Here is a 23046-nt window from a genome sequence, read left to right as displayed (position 1 = left end):
GGAGGAAACTATGTTGCTTTCCCCACACGCGATTGGCTGGAGGCTGCGGTTTTCCCTGTATGTCGTCACCGGGTTGGCTGCCGTTTTCCTGCTGTTGCCCATCGTGTTTATTGTGCTGCTTTCCTTTGGCTCTTCACAGTGGCTGGTGTTTCCGCCCCCGGCCTGGACGACCAAATGGTATGTCGCATTCTTCGCCAACCCGGAGTGGATGACTTCGGTATCCACCAGCGTCAAAATCGCACTGCTGACCACCGGATTTTCCATTGCGCTCGGCGTGCCCAGCGCCTTCAGTCTGGTTCGCGGGCGCTTCCCAGGCCGCACCTTTCTCTACACCCTATTTACGCTACCGATGATCGTGCCGCTGGTGATCATCGCCATCGCCCTTTACGCCCTGTTCCTCAAACTTGGGATGATTGGTTCACTGTTCGCCTTTGTGGTCGCCCATGTACTGGTGGCACTGCCGTTTTCTATCATCCTGATCGTCAACGCGCTGAAACAGTTTGATAAATCAGTGGAGGACGCGGCGGTGATTTGCGGCGCATCCCGCCTGCAGGCGATTTATAAAGTCACTCTGCCGGCGCTGCGCGGCAGCATCATCGCCAGTGCGCTGTTCGCGTTTTTGTCCTCCTGGGATGAAGTGGTGCTTAGCATCATGATGGCCAGCCCCACCTTACAAACGTTGCCGGTAAAAATGTGGTCCACATTGCAGCAGGATCTTACCCCGGTTATTGCCGTGGCGTCCTCCCTGCTGATTATGCTCACGCTGATTTTCATGGCGATAGCCGCACTGGTGCGTAAGAAAAATCCGTTCAGTCTCTGACCTGGAGAACATAATGCAACATAGCGATAATACCCTGGCCCCACGCACGCCTGCGCGCACGCTGATGAGCCTGAACAACCTGAATAAACACTACGGCGACTTTGCCGCCGTGGACAATATCTCGCTCAATATCCGGGACGGCGAATTCCTGACCTTTCTCGGCTCCAGTGGCTCCGGCAAAAGCACCACCCTATCGATGCTGGCCGGCTTTGAAGAACCCACTTCCGGGCAGATCCTGCTGGATGGCAAATCAATGCTGCATGTACCGCCGCATAAACGCGATATTGGTATGGTGTTCCAGCGTTATTCGCTATTCCCGCACATGAACGTCAGCAACAACGTGGCGTTCCCACTCACCATGCGTAAAATTGACGCCAGCGAACGCACGCGCCGGGTTAAAGAGATGCTGGAATTGGTGCAGTTGGAAAATTTTGCCCACCGCTTCCCGGCACAGCTCTCCGGCGGGCAGCAGCAACGCGTCGCCATCGCTCGTGCACTGGTTTACAAACCGCGCATCCTGCTGATGGACGAACCGCTGGGTGCGCTGGATAAAAAGCTGCGCGAGGATATTCAGCAAAAGCTGCGAGAAATTCACCGTGAGCTGGGCATTTCCATTATCTACGTCACCCACGATCAGGAAGAGGCGCTGCGCCTTTCGCAACGCATTGCCATCTTTAACCACGGCAAGATCGTCGGGCTGGGCACCGGGTACGATCTCTACCAGGCGCCGCCGGATGCCTTTGTCGCTTCGTTTCTGGGCAACTCGAATTTTCTGCAGGTTACCGTTCAGGATCGCCAGCACGCCTTGCTGGCCAACAAGAGGCTGTGTATCAAACCCGGGGGCGATCTCAGCCCCAATCAACAAGTGCTGCTGATGCTGCGCCCGGAAAAACTCCAACCGCTGTCGTTGGCTCAGGCGCAAACCACGCCGCTGGCTAACGGCTGCAATGAAATCGATGGCGTGCTCATCGATAAAGTGTTCCTCGGCGATAACCTCAACCTGCAGGTCAGCTTGCCGGACGGCACGCAGGTGACCACCAAAACCCGTCCAGAGTTGGGGGGCGTTTTCTCACCTGGCGATCGCCTGGCTCTGCGTTGGCACCAGGACGACGCCTGCCTTTACAGCCAGTGGAATGACAGCGATCTGGCGCAAAGCAAGGGCAAAGCATGAAAACCAGCGGCGCAGGCAAATGGGGTACGGGGAGCTGCCCCTATTTTTTCAGTGAGAATATCTGGCGGGGCCTATCGCTCTCAGCGGGTGATTAACGGTTTTTATCCCTTAATTCTGACGAGAGACCCACCATGATTGACATCGCAACGTTTAAACAGGCCATGAGTTCGTTTCCTTCCGGCGTGACGGTGATTACCGTGCTCAATGAACAGGGCAAGCTTACCGGCATGACCGTCAGTGCATTCAGCTCGCTTTCGCTAGAGCCGCCGCTCGTGCTGTTTTGCCCCGACTACCGCGCTAACTCCTATCCGGTATTAATGCAGCAGAAAAAATTCGCCATCCATATTCTGGCCGCTGAACAGGAGCAAGAAGCCTGGGCGTTCGCCAGCAAAAGCAGTGATAAAAGCCAGGGGATTAACTGGCAGCTCAGCGCATTGGGCAACCCACTGCTGGAAAACGCACTCACCACAATCGAATGCGAACTGTGGCGCGAATACGCCGGCGGCGATCACGCTATTGTGGTCGGCGAGGTCAAAAACATCCTGTTTTCGCCCTATCGTACAGACCCGATGATCTATTGCCGCGGAAAAATATTGGCGCCGGCACAGCCGGCATAACGCCACCGACAACGGCCGCTGGCGTCTGCCCGGCCTGTTCAGCACATTTTCGGAGTCACCATGAAATTTTCATTGTTTGTCCATATGGAACGCTACGACGAGCGGACTAGCCACCGCCAGATGTTTGAAGAACTCACCGAGCTGGCGCTGATGGCGGAAGAAGGCGGCTTTAAAACCGTGTGGATTGGCGAGCACCACGCGATGGATTACACCTGTTCGCCCAGCCCGATGCCGTTGCTCTCCTGGCTGGCGGCGAAAACCACTACCATCCGACTGGGAGCTGGCACCATTATTGCTCCATTCTGGCATCCGATCCGTGTGGCCGGGGAATGTGCGCTGCTGGACGTCATCAGCAACGGCCGGATGGAAGTAGGGCTGGCGCGCGGCGCCTATCAGTTTGAGTTTGATCGCATGGCTGGCGGTATCCCCGCGTCATCCGGCGGCAAGCATCTGCGAGAGATGTTGCCGGCGGTTAAGGCGTTGTGGCAGGGTGACTATACTCACCAGGGGGAGATTTGGTCATTCCCCACCGCCACCGCTTCGCCGCGCCCACTGCAAACGCCCTGCCCACCAGTGTGGATCGCCGCGCGCGATCCTGATTCGCATAATTTTGCGGTGAAGAACGGCTGCAACGTGATGGTGACGCCGCTGATGAAAGGCGATCCGGAAGTGGCCGATCTGAAAGCGAAATTTGACAACGCGCTACAGCTGAACCCGCAGGCGACACGGCCGGACTTTATGGTGCTCATGCATACCTATGTGCATGAGGCCACGCAGCCGGAGGGCTGGATCACCGGCGCCAACGCTATCTCACGTTTCTACCGTACCTTTGACGCCTGGTTTGGCAATAAGGCCACCCCGGTCAACGGTCTGCTGCCACCCAGCCCGCCGGAAAAATTTGCCGATCGCCCCGAGTTCCAGTTGGAGAACCTGCGCGCCAATATGCTGATCGGTACGCCGCAGCAGATTATCGATCGGCTGAAAAACTACCAGGCATTGGGGGTGGATGAGTTCAGCTTCTGGAGCGACAACAGCCTGCCGTTTGCCGAGAAGAAAAAGTCGCTGGCGTTATTTATCAAACACGTCATTCCTGCGTTTAACGCGCAGTAGGGGGCGTTGCGGCATAAAAAAGCCTGGATATTGCGTATCCAGGCTTTTTTCTCATGCTAATCGGCGGCCTAAAGTAGGCCGCTGTGATTAGAACTCGGCGTCAATATCCACAATGGAAATCAGCTTGTGGTTAACAAACTCTTTGATGCCCAGGCCGATCAGCTCGCGGCCGTAGCCGGAACGGCGGATACCGCCAAACGGCAAATCGGCCTTCACGCGGGTTGGGTGGTTAACGTACACCATACCGGTGGAGATGCGCGCCGCCACCGCTGCGCCATGCTGCGGATCGCCGCTGAACACGGAGCCGCCCAGGCCAAACGGAGAATCGTTGGCAATGCGTACCGCATCGTCTTCGTCAGCAGCGCGGAACAGCATGGATACCGGGCCAAAGAACTCCATGTGGTAAGCCGGGTTTTCCGGCGTAACGTTGGTCAGAATGGTCGGCTGAACAAAGGCGCCTTTTGACGGCACGGCTTCACCCACTTCCACCGCATGCGCGCCGTGGCTGACGGCCAGCTCAATTTTTTCTTTCACTTCGTCGGCGGCCCCCTGTGAAGACAGCGGCGCCAACGTGGTTTGCTCATCGAGCGGATCGCCGGCACGCAGTTCAGCTACAGCTGCGCTGTAACGCTTGACGAATTCGTCATACAGGCTGTCGACGATGATCATGCGTTTGGAGGAGACGCAAACCTGGCCGCCGTTCCAGTGGCGGCCGAATACCGCCCACTTCACGGTTTTATCCAGATCGGCATCGTCCAGCACCACGAATGCATCCGCGCCGCCCAGTTCCAGCGTGGATTTTTTCAGCGCCTTGGCCGCCTGCTGTGCGATAACCGCACCGGCGCCTTCGGAACCGGTCAGCGCAACGCCGTGCACGCGCGGATCGTTCAGAATGGTTTCGATCTGGCTACGGGTGGCATACAGGTTTTTGAATGCGCCGGCCGGCAGGCCGGCTTCTTTCATCAGTTGCTCAAAGATGGCTGCACTTTGCGGCACGTTGGACGCATGCTTCAGCAGGATGGTGTTGCCGGCAGACAGCTGCGGCGCAATGATGCGGGCAATCTGGTAGTACGGGAAGTTCCAGGGTTCGATGGCCAACAGAATACCCAAAGGCTCATGCACCACTTTTGCCGTTGCTTCTTCAGGGTTGGCAACCGGCAGTTCTTCCGGCTCCAGCAGCTTTTCTGCATTGCGGGCGTAGTATTCGAAAATCTGCGCGGAAAGCTCCACCTCGGCGCGCGCTTCCACGATCAGTTTCCCCATTTCCAGCGTTAACAGGCGGGCAAACTCTTCGGAACGCTGGCGCAGGATATCAGCGGCTTTCTGCATCACCGCACTGCGCGCGGCAAACGGCGTTTCACGCCAGGAAAGGAAAGCCTGATGGGCGTTGTCGATGGCCGCAGAAACTTCAGCATCGGTCGCTTCCGGGAAGGTTTTGATCAATTCACCGGTGTAGGGATTTGTTGTTGCATATGCCATTTGGTTTCTCCTGAGGAACAAAAGCTCCCGACCAACAACCGCGAAAATCGTTTATGCCATACCGTGATCAGTCATACTGCAGTGGTTGTTGTGCCAGGTAGCCAAGCTAAAAATCTACGCATGGTCACGGTCTGTAACTTATACAGTTATCATACTTACCTATACAGCTATCATACGCATAGGAAAAAACAATACAATAATAACCGGATGGCGGTACATTTCCTTACAGGAGGTATGGACATGAAAAAGCAGCAAAACATTCAGGTTATTTCACGGGCGATCGGCATCCTGCGGGTTCTTGGCCACGAAGGGATCAGCCTGGGTGAAGTTGCGCGCTTGACCGGGCTGCCGCGCTCAACAGTGCAGCGCATCGTCGATACGCTGGCGACGGATAACCTGGTTGAGGCGGGTGAATGCGGCGTCCGGCTCGGGTGGGGCATTAACGAACTGGCGAAAAGAAACTACTCCAGCGTGGCCGCCCGGCTGCGCTATCCGTTGGAAATATTGTTCGAGCTCACCCGCGAAACCGTGGATATCGCCACCCATCATGGCCATGAAGTGATTTTTTTGGATCGCATTATCTGCGATCAGGCGGTGCGCGTCGTGCCGTTGCACGACAGGCCGCGCCCGCTGTACGCCATGGCAAACGGCAAGGCCATGTTATCAATGATGGCCGATGAAGAGATTAAAGGGCTGCTGCACGCTGGAATGGCGCCAATGACCGAGCACACCATCGTCAGCCCGCAAAAACTGCTACGCCAGATTAGCGAGGTACGGGAAACCGGCTTTGCGTTTGATCTCGAAGAACACGCCGAGGGCGTGTGTGGCGTGAGCATCACACTGCCCATCCCGCAACAGCCGCCGCACGCCCTTTCTGTGATGCTGCCGTCATACCGTTTTAAAACCCGGCTGGCGGTCATGCAGGAGGCATTGAAACAGGTGCAGCAGGAGTGCGTGAAGATTTTTTCTGCCTAGCATCCCTCATTCCCCCGCACCCGCCGGCATGGGATGGCTCGCCCGCCATTCTCCCCCTGGCGAGAGAATAGCGGATAAAGCGTGTGCTACGGCTTACCTGGCGTAAACGCGACGGTGTTTTTTTCACGTTCATCGACCGTCAGCGAAAACACATCCGGGCGTGAATAGTGCCCAACCACGTCCAGATCGTAACGCGCGCGCGCCAGCTCATCCAAATCGATATTCGCGATCAACAAGCCGCTTTCGTCTTGCATCGGCCCGGCAAGCACTTCGCCGAGCGGGCCAACGATGATGCTGTTGCCACGGATCAACGGGCGATCGGCATCCCAATGGGGCACATCGATACCCAGCTCGCGCGGGGAAGGCTGCACCTGGCAGGCGCTGATCACAAACAGCCGCCCTTCATGAGCGATGTGGCGCATTGATGCCTGCCAGATATCGCGTTCGTCAACGGTTGGTGCGCACCATACCTGCACGCCCTTGGCATACATCGCCATGCGCAGCAGCGGCATATGGTTCTCCCAGCAGATGGCCGCGCCGATCCGCCCGGCCGGCGTGTCCGCTACCGTCAGCGTGGAGCCATCCCCCTGCCCCCAAATCAGCCGCTCGGTGCCGGTCGGCATCAGCTTCCGGTGTTTGCCAACCAGACCGTCTTGCGGCGAAAAGAACAGCGCGGTGCAGTACAGCGTGCTGGCCGCGCGCTCAATCACCCCCACCACCAGGTGCGCGCCGGTACGTTGGGACAGCGCCGCCAGTTCATCGGTTTCCGCCCCCGGCACCTCCACGGCGTTGGCGAAATAGCGCGCATAGGCCTCGCGCCCTTCGGGCTGGCGATAGCCCAGATAGGTGCCGAATACTTCGCCCTTAGGGTAGCCGCCCAGCAGGGCTTCAGGCATCACCACCAGGCTAAGGTTATGCGCTTTGATTTGTTGCTCATAAGACAGAATATTTTCTAACGTGGCGGCTTTGCCAAGCGGCGAGCTGCCTATCTGCAGCGCAGCGATAGTGGATTGCGACATAGGGGATTACCTGTATGAAAAGGCCGTTGCATGACCATATCGCCGCTGGCAATATTCATCAATCACGTAAACAGGCTATCTGTTATGAACGAAATTAATTTCAGCAGCGCCGATCTCAACCTGCTTAAAGTGTTTGAAGCGCTATACGAAGAAGGCGGCGCCGGGCGAGCGGCTATCCGCCTTGGCCTGACCCAGTCCGCCGTCAGCGCAGCGCTGGGCCGGCTGCGCCAGTTATATGGCGATCATCTGTTTGTGCGCACCGGCCGCGGGCTGAGGCCCACCGCTAAAGCGCAGGAGCTGCGGCCGCTCATCGCCGACGCGCTGGACAAATGCCGGCAAAGCCTGGTATTGGCCGCCCCCAACAGCGCTAACGCGGTGGGGCGCACGCTGGCGCTGGGGCTTTCCGATGATTATGAGATTGCGCTGGGCGGCGCGCTTATCGCCGCCCTGCCGCACAGCGCGCCGGGGCTGCGCCTGATTCTGCGGCAAACCCACAGCCTGCTGGCGGGAGAGATGCTGATGGCGCGGGATATCGATCTTAGCCTGACCGCCGGCGGCGCAGCAATGCGCACACTGGGCCGCCAGGTGCTGGGCACCGGTGGCTACGCCTGTGTGCTCGACAGGCGCCATCCTGCCGCCGCCGGCACGCTCGGCCTGGATGACTACCTGCGCTACGCGCACATTTTGGTGTCTTCCGGCGGTTTCGTCGGCATCGTTGATGAAACGCTGGCCGCCATGGGCCGCCAGCGCAAAATCAGGGCATCGACCACCCACTTTGCGGCGCTGCCGCACCTGTTGGCGGGCAGCGACTGCCTGGCGACCTTACCCTGGCACGCAGCGCAGCAGTTGGCGGAAAACAGCGGGCTGCGCTGCATTGCCTGCCCGTTGGCGCTGCCTCCCTATTCCGTCGAGCTGGGCTGGCGCGCCGAAAGCGTACGCGATCCGGCGGTGCAGCAGTTAAAAGCATTGGTGATCGCGGCCGCCGGGCAACGGCTGGGCCTGGCCCCGCCGCAAAGCGCGCTTTAAGCCGCCAGCGATTCCACGTAGCTTAACGCTGCGCGCAACGTACCGTCGTTAAGCGGCACCGGCAGGAAATGAATAGACTCACCGGCCTGCAGCGTGCGGGCGATCAGCCGCTGGATCTGGGCTTCATCATGGATATCGACGTTCAACGCCGCCAGGCTGACCGGCAAATCCAACCGGCGGTACAACGCAATCAACTGATTGACCACATCATGTTGCCCCAGCAACGCGCTCTGCACCAGAATGCCATAGGCCACTTTGGTGCCATGCAGGAAGACATCGGTTTGCGGCAATGCCGTCAGGCCATTGTGCACCGAGTGCGCGGCCGCGATGCGCGTATAGCGATCGCCAAGGCCGCCCACCAACCCGCCGCCGGCGATAATCGCCTCCAGCACGTTGAGAAAGGCTTTGTTCAATTGCCCGTCGTCCTGCGCCTGTAGCGCCGCCTCACTTTCATCAAGCAGCACGTCGCGGATGGTCAGAGCGGTGTTGATGCCCAGTTGCACGCTGAGCGGCAACTGCGCCGGCTGCGGGCTGAGCACCACGGCTTCATACCATTTCGCCAGCGTGTCGCCGATCCCGGCCAACAGATACGCTTTCGGCGCGCGCAGGATAATTTCAGGCTCCACCAGGACCAGGTGGTTGGCGTCGTTGAAAATCTCATAGCGCAGCGCCTGGCCCTGATCGTTGTACCACACCGAAAGCGGCGTCCAGGCGGCGCAGGTGGCGGCAATGGTCGGAATAGCCACCACCGGCAGCCCCAGCCGGCGCGCAACCACTTTGGCGGTATCCAGCGCCGCACCGCCGCCCACACCGATCACCACCTGGCGCGCATCGCCGGCCTGGCGCACGATATCCTGTACCGTGGTTTCGCTGCAGTGGCTGTTGAACAGCACCCGGCAGGCCTCCGGCGCATCGAACGCCGCCGGCAAAAAGGGTTTGGCCGCCGCCAGCGCACGCTCGCCATAAATCCACAGCGCGTTTTGCAATTGTTGCGGTGAATAAAACTGCGACAGGCGGTCAATAGCACCGGGGAAAGCAAAATAGTTTGCCGGGCCGGCAACCACGCGAATGTCGGTATCACTCATGCTGAATTCCTTCTTTCTCTCTGATTATCGCCATCATAGGGGCAGCAAATGCTATGGCGAATACTTTTTTGTATTGGCTTATGACTTTTCGCTCATTGACATGGGTGAAGTGGCTAATTGATTAATCACAAAGACAATGTATCAGGCGAGTGGAGCACGGGTGTGGGAGCCATTGAAGGCGCCGAGTGGCAGGAAACGGTTCACCTCTTACAGCAACCACTCACGAATAGCCCCCGCCATGACCTGGCGCATGGCAGGGCGCGGCCCGGCGAATACAATTTATCATCCCTATCGTCATCCTGCGTTCGGAGCGATCGGGGAAATAATAACGCCATGCAACATGGCCAAATAACGTCCTTTTTTATCATTAACCATGCAGGGTAACTTTACATGAAGCTGTTCAAAACCTCGTTGCTGGCGCTTAGCCTGTTCTCGCTCACCCCGTGTTTCGCCGCCCCCGCAGCCGCCCCGGTGCCGGCTGCGATCGCCAATCACCAGGGCCAGATTCGCATTGCGGTGGTTCGCAATCTCGGCTCTGACGACAACACCACGCAGTTTCTTGCCGGCGCTATCCAGGAGGGCCGCAAACTGGGCTTTAAGGTCAGTACCTTTCTGACAAACGGCGACGATGCCAAATTCCAGGACTTCGTCAACCAGGCCATCAGCCAGAAATACGACGGCATCATTCTCTCCCAGGGGCGCGATCCCTACGCCACGGCGCTGATCAAACGCATTCGCGAAAGCGGGATCGCCGTGTCGGTCTACGATACCGCGGTTCAGGGCGACATCCCCGGCGTCACCGTCACCCAGCAGGACGACGCTTCGCTGAGCGAACTGTCTTTTGGCCAGTTGGTGAAAGACTTTAACGGCAAGGCCAACATCATCAAGCTGTGGGTCGCCGGCTTCCCGCCGATGGAGCGGCGCCAAGCGCAGTACCAAAAGATGCTGAAAGAACAGCCGGGGATCCACGAGCTTGAATCGATCGGCGCGGTGTCTTCCGACGTGCAGGGCGATACGGCCAACAAGATCGGCGCGATCCTGGCGAAATACCCGAAAGGCAAGATCGACGCGATCTGGGGCACCTGGGATCCGTTCAGCCTGGGCGCGTATAAAGCCCTGCAGGAAAACGGCCGCACGGAGATCAAGCTCTACAGTATCGATATCTCCAATCAGGTGTTAGCATTGATGCACGCCAAAGACAGCGCCTGGAAGATCAGCGTGGCGGTAGATCCGAAGCTTATCGGCGCGATGAACCTGCGCTTGATCGCCAACAAGATTGCCGGTGAACCAACCCCGCCGGTGTATGAGTTCAAAGCCGTCGCGATCCCCCAGGCGCTGGTGCAAAGCCATCCGGAAGCTACCAACGTCGCTTCGCTGGCGAAAATTATCCCAGGTTGGGGCCAGTCTGCCGATTTTGTTGCGCCCTGGTTCGCTACCCTTGAAGCACAACAGCCGAAAAAATAAGGAGTCATGATGGCGAAACCGCCTCTTCCACAGCCTGAATATAGCCGCAATATGCGCCTGATCGGCCATAGCGATCAGGGCGGCAAGCCAGACGGGGTGCAGGTGATGGTGCACCGTGGCTATGCCTATATCGGGCACATGGTTTCACAGGGCTTTTCCATCGTCGACGTGCGCGATGCCAAAAATCCCCGCCCGGCCGGCTTTATCCCGGCCCCGCCGGGCACCTGGAATATCCATTTGCAGGCCCATGACGATCTACTGCTGGTGGTCAACGCGCGCGATCTGTTCGCCGATACCCGCTTTGCCGACGAAAAAGTGTATTACACCAAGGCAATCAGCGAGACGGTTTCAGGCAATAACGCGGGGCGCGGCTGGAGCGCCGGTATGCGGGTTTTTGATATCTCCACGCCGGATAAACCGCGGGAAATCGGCTTTCTGGCGCTGGACGGCATCGGTGTGCACCGCATCTGGTACGTTGGCGGGCGCTGGGCGTATGTCTCGGCGCTGATCGACGGTTACAGCGACTACATCTTCCTGACGGTCGATCTGGCCGATCCGCGCAACCCACAGGTCGCCGGGCGCTGGTGGCTGCCGGGCATGCACAGTGCCGGCGGCGAAACGCCAGACTGGCCGGAAGGCAAACGCTACGCCCTGCACCATGCCATCATCAGCGGCGACACCGCCTATGCCAGTTGGCGTGACGGCGGCCTGACTTTACTGGATGTGAAAGATCGCAGCCAACCGCAGCTGATCGCCCACCGCAACTGGAGCCCGCCGTTCGGCGGCGGCACCCACACCGCGCTGCCGCTGCCGGACCGGGATCTGCTGGTGGTGCTGGATGAAGCGGTGCTGGATAACCAGGAGGACGGCGAAAAGTTGATCTGGCTGTTTGATATCCGTGAGCCAAGCAACCCGGTGAGCATCGCCACCTTGCCGCAGCCGGACGAACGGGACTATGTCAGCAAGGGCGCCCACTTCGGGCCGCACAACCTGCATGAAAACCGCCCGGGCAGCTTTATCAGCTCGTCGCTGATTTTCGCCACCTACCAAAACGCCGGTGTGCGCGCCTACGACATCAGTAACCCTTATCAGCCGAAGGAAACCGGCGCGCTGGTGCCCGCCAACCCGCAGGCCATGATGGATAAGCGGCCGGGGCGCCCACGGGTGATCCAATCCTGCGATGTGTTCGTTGATGCGCAAGGCATCATCTACAGCACCGACTATAACGCCGGGCTGTCGATCATCGAATATCAGGGATAGCGCGTAGTTCAGGTACGCCGTTCCAGCGCCGCATCCGCGTTGGAACGGCGTTGGCTTTCCTGCCAAAGGCGCACGCATTGGCGCGCCAGCGCGCGCGCAGGATCGAGGGCTAACGGCAGGCTGCGCGATTGTACGGCAGCCAGCGCCGGCGGTACTTCCGTGCAGGCCAGCACCAGCTTCTGCGCGCCGCGCGCCAACAGAGCGTTGGCCAGCTCATCCAGCAGCTCGCCGCCGCGCTGCAACTCGCCGCGCTTCACCGCATAACAGCCAGGCACAAACAGCCGTTCCAGCTCCGCCTGCGCCGGCAGCAACGCGGTGATGCCCTGCGCCGCCAACCGCTGCTGATACCAGCCCGCGGCCAGCGTCCCTGCCGTGGCGATAATCCCCACTTTATCCGGCGCCCCTGCCCGCAGCTCATCCGCGCAGGCATCGACAATATGCAACAGCGGCGCCGTGCTGGCCGCCGCCAGTTCGTCATACCAATGGTGGGCGGTATTGCAGGCGATCACAATGTGGCTGGCGCCAATCCGGTTGAGCCGCTCCACCGCCGCCAGCAACGCCGTCAGCGGCGAAGGCCCTTTACCGGCCAGGGCCAACTGGCGATCCGGGATCTGCGGCACGTTCCACGCCACCACCGGCACATGTTCCTGATCGCGCGCGGCGGGGGTTTCCTCGATAATCTTTTGCTGCAGATCCAGCGTGGCCAGCGGCCCCATGCCGCCAAGCACGCCGATCAATAGCTGCCCGCTCATTGCGCGCCCTGCTCCAGCCACTGGCGGTAGCCGAACAGGCCGGCAGCGCCGCCGGTATGGACAAACACCACATTATCCTCCTTGGCGAAATACCCTTTGCGCACCTGATCGATAAGCCCGGCCATGCCTTTACCGGTGTAAACCGGATCGAGCAAGATGCCCTCCAGCCGCGCCAGCAGCGTTAAGGCTTCGCGCACGCCATCTGTCGGCAGGCCGTAACCTTCGCCAACGTAGTCACCGTTGGCGACCACCGCACTGCGCGGCAGCTCCCCGGCAATGCCCAACAATTCGCGGGTGCGCTGCGCCAGATTCCACACGTTTTCTTCCTGTTTGGCCTTCGGCGCCCGCACGCTGATGCCAAGCACCGGGATACCGCTGTGGGTGGCGCTCAGCCCCGCCACCAGGCCGGCCTGCGTGCCGGTGCTGCCGGTGGCATGCACCACGTGATCGATGCGCAATTGCTGCTGGCTTGACTGCCAAAGCAGCTCTTCGGCGCAGGCCACATACCCCAGCGCCCCGATCGCGTTGGAGCCGCCGCCAGGGATGACATAAGGCTTATGCCCTTGGTCACGCAACTGCGCGGCCAGCGTTTCCAGGGCCTGCTGCATATCGGTGCCGCCCGGCAAATGATCGACAATCACGCCACCGAGCAAATCATCAAGCAGGATGTTGCCGGAGCGCTGGTACTCTTCACCGAAATCGTTCACGCGCCTTTCCAGCAACACCTGGGTTTTCAAGCCAAGCCTGGCCGCGCCGGCGATGGTCTGGCGCACATGGTTGGACTGCGTGGCGCCTTGGGTCAGCACCACATCGGCGCCCTGCTGCAAGGCATCGGCCAACAGGAACTCGAGCTTGCGGGTTTTATTGCCGCCGGTGGCAAGCCCGGTACAGTCATCGCGCTTGATCCAGATAGTCGGGCCGCCCAGCGCTTTCGATAGTTGGGGCAGCGGTTCCAGCGGGGTGGGGAAATGGCCGAGCCGAACGCGGGGGAAACGAGCGAGATGCATAATTTTTTCCTTTAATGAGGCGTTTCAAATAGGCGACTAGTATAAAAGCGAGGGTAAATTTTTATTTAGCAAAAATATGGCTATCGATAGTTAAAAAAAAGATATTGCATCCATAAGCAATAAAATAACGCCCATTAGCCAGCGTTAATGCATTAATCAGATATACAAAGAAAAACGGTTGCTATAGAAACGGCGACAAAAATACATATCCAACTGAAATTTATAGAATTAGTTTTTAATATTAAATATATCAAAAAAGAATTTAACAACTTAGGCGCACAGCCGTAGGCTTCAACAAACATATTCAGAACCATTATTTATAATACCGATTCTTTCATCAGGAGAAATAATGAACCTAAATTTTGGCAAGCTTCGCCTGCGCGCCGTTGCCGGCGCCCTGATGTTAGCCAGCCTGGGCACCTTTGCCACCCAGGCCCAGGCTGAAGGCAGCATCAGCATCGCGCAGCAATTTGGCATTGGTTATCTCATTCTGGACGTGGTGCGGGATCAAAAATTAATTGAAAAACACGGTAAGGAACAGGGGCTGGATATTAAAGTCGACTGGCGCACCCTTTCCGGCGCCACCGCCATTAACGAAGCGCTGCTTTCCGGCGCGCTGAACGTGGCTTCTGCCGGCGTGCCGCCAATGCTGACGGTGTGGGATCGCACCCGCGGCCGGCAGAACGTTAAGGCCATCGCTTCGCTCGGCTCCATGCCCAACTATTTGCTTAGCAATAACCCGGCGGTGAAAAGCGTTAAGGATCTAAGTGATAAAGACCGCATTGCCGTGCCGGCCGCCGGCGTTGGCTTCCAATCGCGCACCTTGCAAATCGAAACCGCCAAACTGTACGGCGACAGCGAATTCAAGCGGTTTGACAATATCAGCGTTAGCCTGCCCCACCCGGATGCCAGCGCGGCACTGATCGCCAACGGTACCGAGATCACCGCGCACTTCTCCAGCCCGCCGTTCCAGTACCAGGCGCTGGAGCACCCAAATGTGCATAAGATCCTCAGTTCATACGATGTGCTGGGCGGGCCGGGCACCTTCAATGTGCTCTACACCACGCAGAAGTTCCACGATCAAAATCCGAAAACCTACCGCGCTTTCTATGATGCGCTGGCAGAAGCCGCGCAGATCATCAAGGCAGACAAGGCCGCCGCCGCCCAAACCTATATCCGGGCGGAAAACTCTAAGCTGCCGCCGGCCCTGGTGCAGAAGATCGTGGAAGATCCGGAAATCGACTTCACCATTTCGCCAGAGCGCACCTTCGTTTATGCAGAAAAACTGCACCAGCTCGGCGTGCTCAAGAATAAGGCCGACTCCTGGAAGGATTATTTCTTCCCCGAAGCCTATGCCAACCCAGGCAGCTAACCCGAACCAAACAGGAGAACGATTGTGACCATTGCCCTTGCCGCTGAACCAACGATTGTCGGCCAGAATTTTACCGTACGTCCCCTGGGTGGGCTGGGTGCGGAAATCATAGGGCTGGATCTCGGCCAGCCGCTGAATGAGCGTGACTTTGCCCGCATTCATCGTGCCCATTTGGAACATCACGTGGTGGTGTTCCGTAACCAACAGATTACGCCGGAACAGCAAATCGCCTTCAGCCGCCGTTTCGGCAAACTGCAGATCCACGTATTGGCACAGTTCCTGTTGCCTGGCCATCCGGAGATCCTGATCGTTTCCAACATCATTGAAAACGGCAAACCGATCGGCCTGGGCGATGCCGGCAAATACTGGCACTCGGATCTCTCTTACAAAGCATTGCCAAGCCTTGGCTCGATGCTGTACGCACAGGAATTGCCTGCGGAAGGCGGCGACACGCTGTTCGCCGACATGCACCAGGCCTGGGATACCCTGCCGGCCGCACTGCGCGCCGCCGTTGAGGGGCGTAATGCGGTGCATGCCTACACCGCCACCTACAGCAAGCCGAAGTTCGGCGAACACTGGCGGCCACAGTTAACGGCGGAGCAGTTGGCGCAGGTGAAAGCCGTTTCCCAGCCCATTGTGCGTACCCACCCGGAAACCGGGCGCAAGGCGCTGTTCGTCAGCGAAGGTTTTACGACCCATATCGAAGGGCTGCCGGAAGACGAAAGCCGCGAGATCCTGCAGGCGCTGTATGCCCACAGTATCAAACCACAGCATATTTACCGGCACGTTTGGCAGCCGGGCGATCTGGTGTTTTGGGACAACCGCTCGTTGATCCATCTGGCGACCGGTTGCCCCGCACACCTGCGCCGCAAACTGTATCGCACCACCATCGAAGGTGATGCGCCGTTCTGATTTTCAGGCCTCGGGGGAAAACACCATGACTCACTCAAGCCAAAACCCGCTGTTGCAAGTCCGCAGCGTTGGGCTGGAATACCGCACCCGCCATCGCCAGGTGCGCGCCACCCACGATGTCAGCTTCGACGTCTGGCCCGCCGATCGCTTTATTTTGCTCGGGCCTTCCGGCTGCGGTAAATCCAGCCTGCTGAAAGCCATCGGCGGCTTTTTACCGCCGGTCAACGGTGAGATCCAGCTCGACGGCAAACCGGTGGTGCAGCCCGGCCCCGATCGCATGATGGTATTTCAGGAGTTTGACCAGTTGCCGCCGTGGAAAACCGTGCTGGAAAATACCCTGTTCCCACTGCTGGCCAGCCGCAAGGCCACCCGCGCCGAAGCGCGCGAGCGGGCGCTGCACTTTTTGGATAAGGTGGGGCTTGCCGGCTTTGCCGATGCGTTTCCCCACACCTTGTCCGGCGGCATGAAGCAGCGCGTGGCGATTGCCCGAGCCTTGACCATGCAGCCGAAAATTCTGTTGATGGATGAACCCTTCGCCGCACTGGACGCGTTGACGCGGCGCAAAATGCAGGAAGAGTTGCTGGCCCTATGGGAAGACGAGCGCTTCACGCTGCTGTTCGTCACCCATTCGATCGAAGAAGCGCTGGTAGTGGGCAGCCGCATTTTGCTGCTATCACCGCACCCAGGGCGGGTGCGTGCCGAGTTGAACAGCCACCAGTTCGCCCTGCACGACAGCGGCAGCGAACCCTTCCAGCATGCCGCGCGGCAGATCCACGATCTGCTGTTTACACCTGAACCTTCCGCGCCGCAGCCGGCGCCGCGCCCACTGTTGCCGCTAACCGCGAGTGCTTTGCAATGACCACACCAAGCCCTGAAACCCTGACGCCGCCGATCCGGCCCGAATACCAGCGTGAACTGACGCCGCTGCACAACCTGCCGCTTGAACGCCCGTTGCCGCTTGCCACACGGCTATGGAACCAAACCTGGCTACGTAAAAGCGTGCTGCTGGCGGCCTTGCTGCTGCTGTGGCAAGGGGCGGCGCAGTGGCAGCAAAACGATCTGATGCTGCCCAGCTTTACCCAAACGCTGCACGCCTTTGTTGATGATATGCTCAGCGGCGAACTGCCGGCTAAAATTGCCATTTCACTCGGCACCTTGCTGAAAGGCTATGCAATTGGCAGCCTATTGGCGCTGACGCTGAGCGCGCTGGCAGTTTCCACCCGCTTAGGGCGCGACTTGCTTAGCATGTTGACCTCAATGCTCAACCCGCTGCCCGCGATCGCCCTGTTGCCGTTGGCGCTGCTATGGTTTGGCCTGGGGGAGAAGAGCCTGATTTTCGTGCTGGTTCATTCCGTACTGTGGCCGATGGCGCTCACCACCTGGTCGGGCTTTATGTCGGTTTCCGAAACGCTGCGCATGGCCGGCCGCAACTACGGCCTGAGCGGATTACGCTATGTCTGGCATATTTTGATCCCGGCGGCGTTGCCCTCGATCCTGGCCGGCCTGAAGATCGGTTGGGCCTTCGCCTGGCGCACGCTGATCGCCGCCGAGCTGGTATTCGGCGCCTCCAGCGGCGCAGGTGGCCTGGGGTGGTATATCTTCCAAAACCGCAATGAATTGTTTACCGATCGGGTGTTTGCCGGCCTGGCTTCGGTGATTATCATCGGCCTGCTGGTGGAAAGCCTGGTGTTCGCCACGCTGGAGCGGATAACGGTGAAACGCTGGGGAATGCAGCGCTAGGCTTAGCGCAACTGCAACCCGCCTGCGGTGATGGCCGGCAGGCGGGTTGCGTGATATATCAGAGCGCAGGCGCCAGAGCCTGCAACTGTTGCCAGCTCACCTCGTCCACCTCAATGCCATGTTGCAGACGATGCTGATAGGCGTTGCGTTCGGCATCGCCCGGCAAGAGCAGTTCGCCGTCATCACGCGAACTGCGTACCCAGGCCAGCAATGCCGGCACTTCCTGCCGCCAACTCTCGGCGCCCCCCAAACGATCCGAATCGATATAAATCGACAGCATACTGTTGATGATGCGTTTTTTGCCTGGTGCAACATGGCGCTCGGTGATACCGCCGGTCAGCGCCGCCCCCAGCAGAGAACAGACCAGCGCCAGGCCGGATCCTTTATGTTTGCCGAACGGCAGCAGCGCGCCCAACGGCGGCTGCACCACCCAACGCGGATCCTGCGTCGGCTGGCCGGCATCGTCAACGATGCAGCCCGGCTCCACCTGCTTGCCGGCGTTCCAGGCAATGCGCGCCTTGTTGCCGGCAATCGCGCTGGTGGCGAAATCCAGGATCACCGGCGCCCCTTCGGCCTGTGGAATACCCGCGCAGAATGGGTTGGTGCCCAATCGCGAATACTGCCCTTGCCAGGGCATCACAATTGCCCGGCTGTTGACGTTGGCGAAGTGCAGCGAAACCAGGCCGGCTTGCGCCGCCTGCTCCGCAAAGGCGCCAATCCGCCCCAGATGATGGGCATTGGCCAACCCCACCACCGCCACCCCCAACTGTGCGGCGCGCGCAATGCCCGCCGCTGCCGCCTGGCGGCCCACCACCTGGCCAAAACCGTGCTGGCCGTCAAACGCCAAAAGCGCCCCGTTGTCTTGCAGCAACTCGGCGCTCGCTGCGGGGTTAAGCCCTCCCTCAGCAATGGCTTCCAGATAGCGCGGCAACATACTGACCCCGTGCGAATCGTGCCCCTTAAGGCACGCCTCCACTAAATTTTCAGCCACCTGTTCGGCGGTTGCCTGATTAACGCCCTTCTCGCCCAAACGGGCCGCGACATAGTCACGCAAAAAAGGCGCAGAAAAAGTCGGCATAGTGATCCCCCTGTAAAAGGCGCTAGCTTATTACTGCGTTTATCGAGCGCTAACTATGCCTTTCGCATAAGCAATGCCGTTTTTGTGCTAATGACGCCCGGTCGCCGCCCCTTTTCTGATCCCGCTGATGGCTAAAAACTCAACTTATGATCCAGGTCAATGTAACGCCATACCAATAAATGATAACAATAACGATTATCATTAACACGCTAATGGTGTGTGCCCCTAATGCCCATAATACGTTTTCTGCTCATCCTCCTCAGCGTACTGAGCAGCGCGGGTGTATGGTCAGCTTCTGGCTATGCGCCTTATATCAACGACATTCAATCCCGCCTGGACAAAACCGCCGCACTTTACCAAAACCAGCAAGCCAATGACGCCCGCCGCGAAGTGCAAATGGCGTATTTTGAAGTGTTTGAAAATCTTGAAGGCCCGATTCGCATTAATATCTCGGCGCAAAAAAGCTATCAGATGGAAGCCGCCTTTGGCGATATCCGCCGCATGATCGGCGAAGGGAAACCGCAGCCGGAAGTGCAGGCAAAAATCGACTGGCTGAAAAGCGAGCTTAGCGGCGTTGAAGCCGTGCTGGACGGCGGCCACCAGTTAGTGGCCGAACAGCAGCATGGCGCCTATGACAACCAGGCCATCGCGCTTTACTGGCAGCAGAGTTTTAAAACCATAGACGATCTGCTGGCCCAGGCCATCAGCCAATATCAGGCCGGCGACCGCGCCGCGGCGGCCAAAAGCATCCAGCAGGCACATTTTCAGGGCTTTAAAAATTCAGAAATGGAAATGTCGATCCGGCAGAACCGCGCTTCGCAAACGGCCGCCGGCATCAATCAGCAATTTACCGCGTTGATTGTGCTGAGCAACCAGCCAGACCAGTTGAGTGAACTGGGCTACCGCACCACCGAACTGCTGCAAACCCTGGAAGATATACTGCCTGGGCTGCCCACCACCCGCGCCGATCAGGCGGTGGCCGCACCGGGCCCCGCCGGCCAGCCCGCATCGGATGCTGATGCCAACGCCTCGGCGGACTGGAGCGCAGTGGCCGCCAGCATTAACCAAAGCGTGCAGGCGGCGATTCAACAATACCGCGCCGGGCAGGCACAGGATGCCATTCTGGCCATTCAGGACGCCTACTTCGATCACTTCGAAGCCAGCGGCATGGAAAACAAAATCGGTTCGCGCGACGCCGCCTTCAAAACCATGCTGGAGGGCCACTTTACCCGCCTGGTCAGCCTGATGAAATCCGGCCAGGCCGCCGCGCAGATAAACGCGGAAGCCGATGCACTGCAGCAAGATCTGGCCCAGGCGGTGGCGCTGATCGGCCAAAGCGGCGAAAGCCCGTGGAGCCTGCTGGTGTACAGCCTGCTGATTATCGTGCGCGAAGGGATGGAAGCGCTGCTGATCGTCGCCGCCATCGTCGCCTATCTGATTAAAAACCAACAGCATGACAAACTGCCGATGATCCGCCAGTCGGTGTGGGCGGCTCTGGCCTGCAGCGTGGTGACCGCGCTGCTGTTCCAGTGGCTGTTTACCAATTCGGGGGCCAGCCGCGAGCTGCTGGAAGGCATCACCATGCTGATCGCCGTGGTGATGCTGTTCTTCATGAGCTACTGGCTGCTGTCCAAGGTGGAAGCGCGCCACTGGAAAGCCTACCTGGAAGGCAAACTGTCGCACGCGCTGACCAGCGGCTCGCTGCTTGGCCTGTGGCTGACCAGCTTCCTGGCCGTGTACCGCGAAGGGGCGGAAACCGTGCTGTTCTACTATGCCTTGCTGGGGGATGCCCAGACGGTCACCGGCCATGCGGCCGTGCTGGCCGGGTTCGTGCTGGGTTGCATTATCCTGCTGCTGGCCTGGTTCATCATGCGCTACACCGTGCTCAAACTGCCGCTGAAGCCGTTCTTCATGTTTACCGGCTCGTTCATGTATTTGATGGCCTTTATCTTTGCCGGTAAAGGCATTTTAGAACTGGTGGAAGGCAAGTTGTTCCAGCCGACCCTGCTGCCGGGATGGCCGGAGATTGGTTGGCTGGGCGTCTACCCCTATGTCGAAACGCTGTTGCCGCAGGCGGTGCTGGTGCTGGCCGCGCTGGTCGCTCTGTGGATCATGCGGCGCCGCAATACCGCTTTACCACCCATGTAATGAACCACACAACCGTTAAACCAAGAGGATGAGTGAATGAGCATCAACAAAAGCCTGATCGCCGGCGCCATAATCACCAGCGTCTTCACTGCGCCCGCCGCTTTCGCCTTCAAAGAGTACCCGGCCGGCGAAGCCGTGAAGATCAATGAAATGGAAATCGCCGCCGTTTACCTGCAGCCGATTGATATGGAACCCCGCGGTATGGGGCTGCCCGCCGCCAAAGCTGATATTCACCTGGAAGCCGACATCCATGCGGTGGAAGGCAACAAAAACGGCTTTGGCGCTGGCGAATGGATGCCGTTCCTGACCATCGCCTATACGCTGGTCAACACCGATACCGGCGCCAAACAGGAAGGAACCTTCATGCCGATGGTCGCCAGCGACGGGCCGCACTACGGCGCCAACATCAAAATGATGGGGGTGGGCAACTACAAAGTAACCTACCATATCGATCCACCGTCCAAGGCCGGTATGCACCGCCATACCGACAGTGAAACCGGGGTTGGCCGCTGGTGGAAACCGTTTGACGTCAGCTATGACTTCAAATATGTCGGTCTGGAATAACAGCAGGATAACCGGTTACGCACAGGGGCGCACCGCCGCCCTTTTGCTTCATGCTGAGCCCAGGTTTTCATGAACTATTTTTTTGTCGTTACTCTGCAGGCGTTTGCCTGCGTCGCCCTGCTCGCCGGCCTTAATGGCTGCCGCCAGCCAAGGCCGGCGCTGCGCCGGCTGCTGTTGCTGAGCCTGATTGGGCTGCTGCTGGGGAGCTGGGCAGGGCTGAACGAGCCGAAATCCCAAACCCTGCAGTTGGCCATTACGGGAATTGAGATCGCCGCGCTGCTGCTGTTTTTACTCAGCCTGTGGCGCTGCCCTGCCCGCCTGGTCTATGCCTGGCAGGCGCTGTTGGTCTTCGGCGCCGCGCGCCATTGGGCCAACAACCCCAATCTTGGCGCACTGTCCACCACCCACGTGCTGAACACCGATCTGCTCATTAACCTTAGCGCATTGGTGCTGGCTTTCTTTTGCCTGGCGTTGGCCGCGGTGTTGACCGCCATGCTTTGCCGCCGCATCTCCTGGCTGCGCTGGCCGGTGGCGCTGATTACCGTGCTTTCCCTGCTGTTGCCGCTCACCGGCAACGTCCTGTTGCTGCTGATGAAACTGCAAGCGCTGGCGCTGACCAAGCCGCGGCTAAGCTTTGTCGCCCACGTCACCAATAATCTGCCACTGCTGATCTACCTGGCCGCGGCGCTGCTGTTGCTGCAGGCGTTGCTGTGGCTGCCTCAGGCGCTGGGGCGCCGGCAGGTTGCCCGGCAAACCCAGGCGGCGGTCGCCAGGCGGCTGGCGCTGGCCCGCGCGCGCAACGGCTGGCGTTTGTTTGCCGCACCGTTGGTGCTGGCCGCCTTTGTGGTTGCCAATCAGTTGTACTGGGACAACGTGGCCTCCCGGCCGCCGCGGCTCTCAGAAGCGACGCCGGTTCAACTTGCCGCCGACGGCCTGGTGCACCTGCCGATCGCCCAAATCCGCGACGGCAAACTGCACCGCTTTGTCTGGGTTGCCGACGATGGCAAAGCGGTGCGCTTTTTCGTGATTAACCGCTACCCGGATCGCCTGCGGCTGGGGGTAGTCTTCGACGCCTGCCTGCTGTGCGGCGATCAGGGCTACGTGATGGAAGGCAACCAGGTGGTCTGCGTGGCCTGCGGTGTTCACATCTTTATCCCGTCGATCGGCAAAGCCGGCGGCTGCAACCCGGTGCCGATCGACGGTTGGCAAAATAACGAGCAGGAACTCACTATCCCACGCGCAGCGCTGGAGGCCGGGGTCAATTACTTTTCTACCGTCGTTACGCTGCAAGTCACCGATCCGGTAGACGGCGGCCGGTTAACCAACGTGCAGGCGGAATACAAATATCAATACGGCGGTAAAACCTGGTTCTTCGCCTCCGAAGCCAACTACAACCGCTTCCGTAACGCGCCGGAGCAGTTCGTTGCGCCGGCGGAGGGGGAATAAT

Annotated in this window: 21 protein-coding genes; 15 read left to right on the top strand and 6 right to left on the bottom strand. The window is 59.2% G+C overall.

Annotation, left to right across the window (positions count from 1 at the left end; translation table 11 throughout):
* Positions 1 to 10: 10 nt before the first annotated feature.
* From ABFX35_RS04415 to ABFX35_RS04400, 4 genes are all read left to right on the top strand, one after another.
* A complete protein-coding gene (locus ABFX35_RS04415; RefSeq protein WP_346079413.1) occupies positions 11 to 820 on the top strand; it encodes an ABC transporter permease in 810 nt (269 codons plus the stop codon).
* Between the two features lie 13 nt (positions 821 to 833).
* Positions 834 to 1991 carry an ABC transporter ATP-binding protein gene (locus ABFX35_RS04410; RefSeq protein ID WP_279027448.1) on the top strand — a complete coding sequence of 386 codons (1158 nt, stop codon included), beginning with the start codon at positions 834 to 836 and terminating at the stop codon, positions 1989 to 1991.
* Positions 1992 to 2122: 131 nt separating this feature from the next.
* The gene (locus tag ABFX35_RS04405) at positions 2123 to 2608 is read left to right on the top strand and encodes a flavin reductase family protein (protein WP_346079411.1); all 486 of its coding nucleotides are present in this window, start codon (positions 2123 to 2125) and stop codon (positions 2606 to 2608) included.
* Positions 2609 to 2668: 60 nt separating this feature from the next.
* Positions 2669 to 3718, top strand: a complete 1050-nt coding sequence (locus ABFX35_RS04400) for an LLM class flavin-dependent oxidoreductase (protein WP_346079409.1) — start codon at positions 2669 to 2671, stop codon at positions 3716 to 3718.
* Positions 3719 to 3805: 87 nt separating this feature from the next.
* On the opposite strand, the gene ABFX35_RS04395 is transcribed toward ABFX35_RS04400, so the two are convergent.
* Complete coding sequence (locus ABFX35_RS04395; protein ID WP_121555292.1) at positions 3806 to 5197, bottom strand: NAD-dependent succinate-semialdehyde dehydrogenase; 1392 nt, start codon at positions 5195 to 5197, stop codon at positions 3806 to 3808.
* A gap of 240 nt (positions 5198 to 5437) precedes the next feature.
* Here ABFX35_RS04395 and ABFX35_RS04390 point away from each other — a divergent pair, with 240 nt between their 5' ends.
* A complete protein-coding gene (locus ABFX35_RS04390) occupies positions 5438 to 6172 on the top strand; it encodes an IclR family transcriptional regulator (RefSeq protein WP_346079407.1) in 735 nt (244 codons plus the stop codon).
* Between the two features lie 86 nt (positions 6173 to 6258).
* Here ABFX35_RS04390 and ABFX35_RS04385 read toward each other — a convergent pair whose 3' ends face one another.
* Complete coding sequence (locus ABFX35_RS04385) at positions 6259 to 7191, bottom strand: carbon-nitrogen hydrolase family protein (protein ID WP_095845080.1); 933 nt, start codon at positions 7189 to 7191, stop codon at positions 6259 to 6261.
* An 84-nt stretch (positions 7192 to 7275) separates the two neighbouring features.
* Here ABFX35_RS04385 and ABFX35_RS04380 point away from each other — a divergent pair, with 84 nt between their 5' ends.
* On the top strand, positions 7276 to 8217 hold the full coding sequence (locus ABFX35_RS04380) for a LysR family transcriptional regulator (RefSeq protein WP_279024935.1): 942 nt from the start codon (positions 7276 to 7278) through the stop codon (positions 8215 to 8217).
* Here the strand turns inward: ABFX35_RS04380 and ABFX35_RS04375 are convergent.
* On the bottom strand, positions 8214 to 9302 hold the full coding sequence (locus ABFX35_RS04375; protein ID WP_346079405.1) for an oxidoreductase: 1089 nt from the start codon (positions 9300 to 9302) through the stop codon (positions 8214 to 8216). The genes ABFX35_RS04380 and ABFX35_RS04375 overlap by 4 nt on opposite strands.
* 390 nt (positions 9303 to 9692) lie before the next feature.
* Here ABFX35_RS04375 and ABFX35_RS04370 point away from each other — a divergent pair, with 390 nt between their 5' ends.
* Positions 9693 to 10766, top strand: coding sequence for a sugar ABC transporter substrate-binding protein (locus ABFX35_RS04370; protein ID WP_346079404.1), 1074 nt, complete (start codon positions 9693 to 9695; stop codon positions 10764 to 10766).
* Positions 10767 to 10775: 9 nt separating this feature from the next.
* Entirely contained in the window at positions 10776 to 12026 is a 1251-nt protein-coding gene (locus ABFX35_RS04365; protein ID WP_279024943.1) for an LVIVD repeat-containing protein, read from the top strand.
* An 8-nt stretch (positions 12027 to 12034) separates the two neighbouring features.
* Here ABFX35_RS04365 and cuyB read toward each other — a convergent pair whose 3' ends face one another.
* Both cuyB and cuyA read right to left on the bottom strand, forming a co-directional pair.
* Positions 12035 to 12778, bottom strand: a complete 744-nt coding sequence (gene cuyB / locus ABFX35_RS04360; protein WP_346079401.1) for a cysteate racemase — start codon at positions 12776 to 12778, stop codon at positions 12035 to 12037.
* Positions 12775 to 13785 carry a D-cysteate sulfo-lyase gene (cuyA, locus tag ABFX35_RS04355; RefSeq protein WP_346079400.1) on the bottom strand — a complete coding sequence of 337 codons (1011 nt, stop codon included), beginning with the start codon at positions 13783 to 13785 and terminating at the stop codon, positions 12775 to 12777. Before cuyA ends, cuyB begins: the two co-directional genes overlap by 4 nt.
* A gap of 400 nt (positions 13786 to 14185) precedes the next feature.
* Between cuyA and ABFX35_RS04350 the strand changes: the two genes are divergently transcribed.
* From ABFX35_RS04350 to ABFX35_RS04335, 4 genes are read left to right on the top strand one after another with little or no spacing between them, the layout of a single operon-like run.
* The gene (locus tag ABFX35_RS04350; protein WP_279024941.1) at positions 14186 to 15157 is read left to right on the top strand and encodes an ABC transporter substrate-binding protein; all 972 of its coding nucleotides are present in this window, start codon (positions 14186 to 14188) and stop codon (positions 15155 to 15157) included.
* A gap of 24 nt (positions 15158 to 15181) precedes the next feature.
* A complete protein-coding gene (locus tag ABFX35_RS04345) occupies positions 15182 to 16069 on the top strand; it encodes a TauD/TfdA dioxygenase family protein (RefSeq protein WP_279024929.1) in 888 nt (295 codons plus the stop codon).
* 25 nt (positions 16070 to 16094) lie between these two features.
* Complete coding sequence (locus ABFX35_RS04340) at positions 16095 to 16928, top strand: ABC transporter ATP-binding protein (protein ID WP_095848904.1); 834 nt, start codon at positions 16095 to 16097, stop codon at positions 16926 to 16928.
* Complete coding sequence (locus ABFX35_RS04335) at positions 16925 to 17809, top strand: ABC transporter permease (protein ID WP_279024926.1); 885 nt, start codon at positions 16925 to 16927, stop codon at positions 17807 to 17809. Before ABFX35_RS04340 ends, ABFX35_RS04335 begins: the two co-directional genes overlap by 4 nt.
* A 58-nt stretch (positions 17810 to 17867) precedes the next feature.
* Here the strand turns inward: ABFX35_RS04335 and ABFX35_RS04330 are convergent, their stop codons facing one another.
* The gene (locus tag ABFX35_RS04330) at positions 17868 to 18887 is read right to left on the bottom strand and encodes a malate/lactate/ureidoglycolate dehydrogenase (protein ID WP_346079397.1); all 1020 of its coding nucleotides are present in this window, start codon (positions 18885 to 18887) and stop codon (positions 17868 to 17870) included.
* A 228-nt stretch (positions 18888 to 19115) separates the two neighbouring features.
* Between ABFX35_RS04330 and ABFX35_RS04325 the strand changes: the two genes are divergently transcribed.
* The 3 genes from ABFX35_RS04325 (at position 19116) to ABFX35_RS04315 (ending at position 23045) form a co-directional block, all read left to right on the top strand.
* Positions 19116 to 21035: an FTR1 family iron permease gene (locus tag ABFX35_RS04325; protein ID WP_346079395.1), complete on the top strand. Its 1920-nt coding sequence runs from the start codon at positions 19116 to 19118 to the stop codon at positions 21033 to 21035.
* 36 nt (positions 21036 to 21071) lie between these two features.
* The gene (locus tag ABFX35_RS04320; RefSeq protein WP_095845091.1) at positions 21072 to 21599 is read left to right on the top strand and encodes an iron transporter; all 528 of its coding nucleotides are present in this window, start codon (positions 21072 to 21074) and stop codon (positions 21597 to 21599) included.
* A 69-nt stretch (positions 21600 to 21668) separates the two neighbouring features.
* Entirely contained in the window at positions 21669 to 23045 is a 1377-nt protein-coding gene (locus ABFX35_RS04315; protein ID WP_346079394.1) for a Fe-S-containing protein, read from the top strand.
* Position 23046: the final 1 nt, after the last annotated feature.

Source organism: Gibbsiella dentisursi (assembly GCF_039539505.1).
Lineage (GTDB): Bacteria > Pseudomonadota > Gammaproteobacteria > Enterobacterales > Enterobacteriaceae > Gibbsiella > Gibbsiella quercinecans.
The sequence above is the reverse complement of the archived record's forward strand: the minus strand, read 5'-3'. Positions and strand labels throughout refer to the sequence as shown.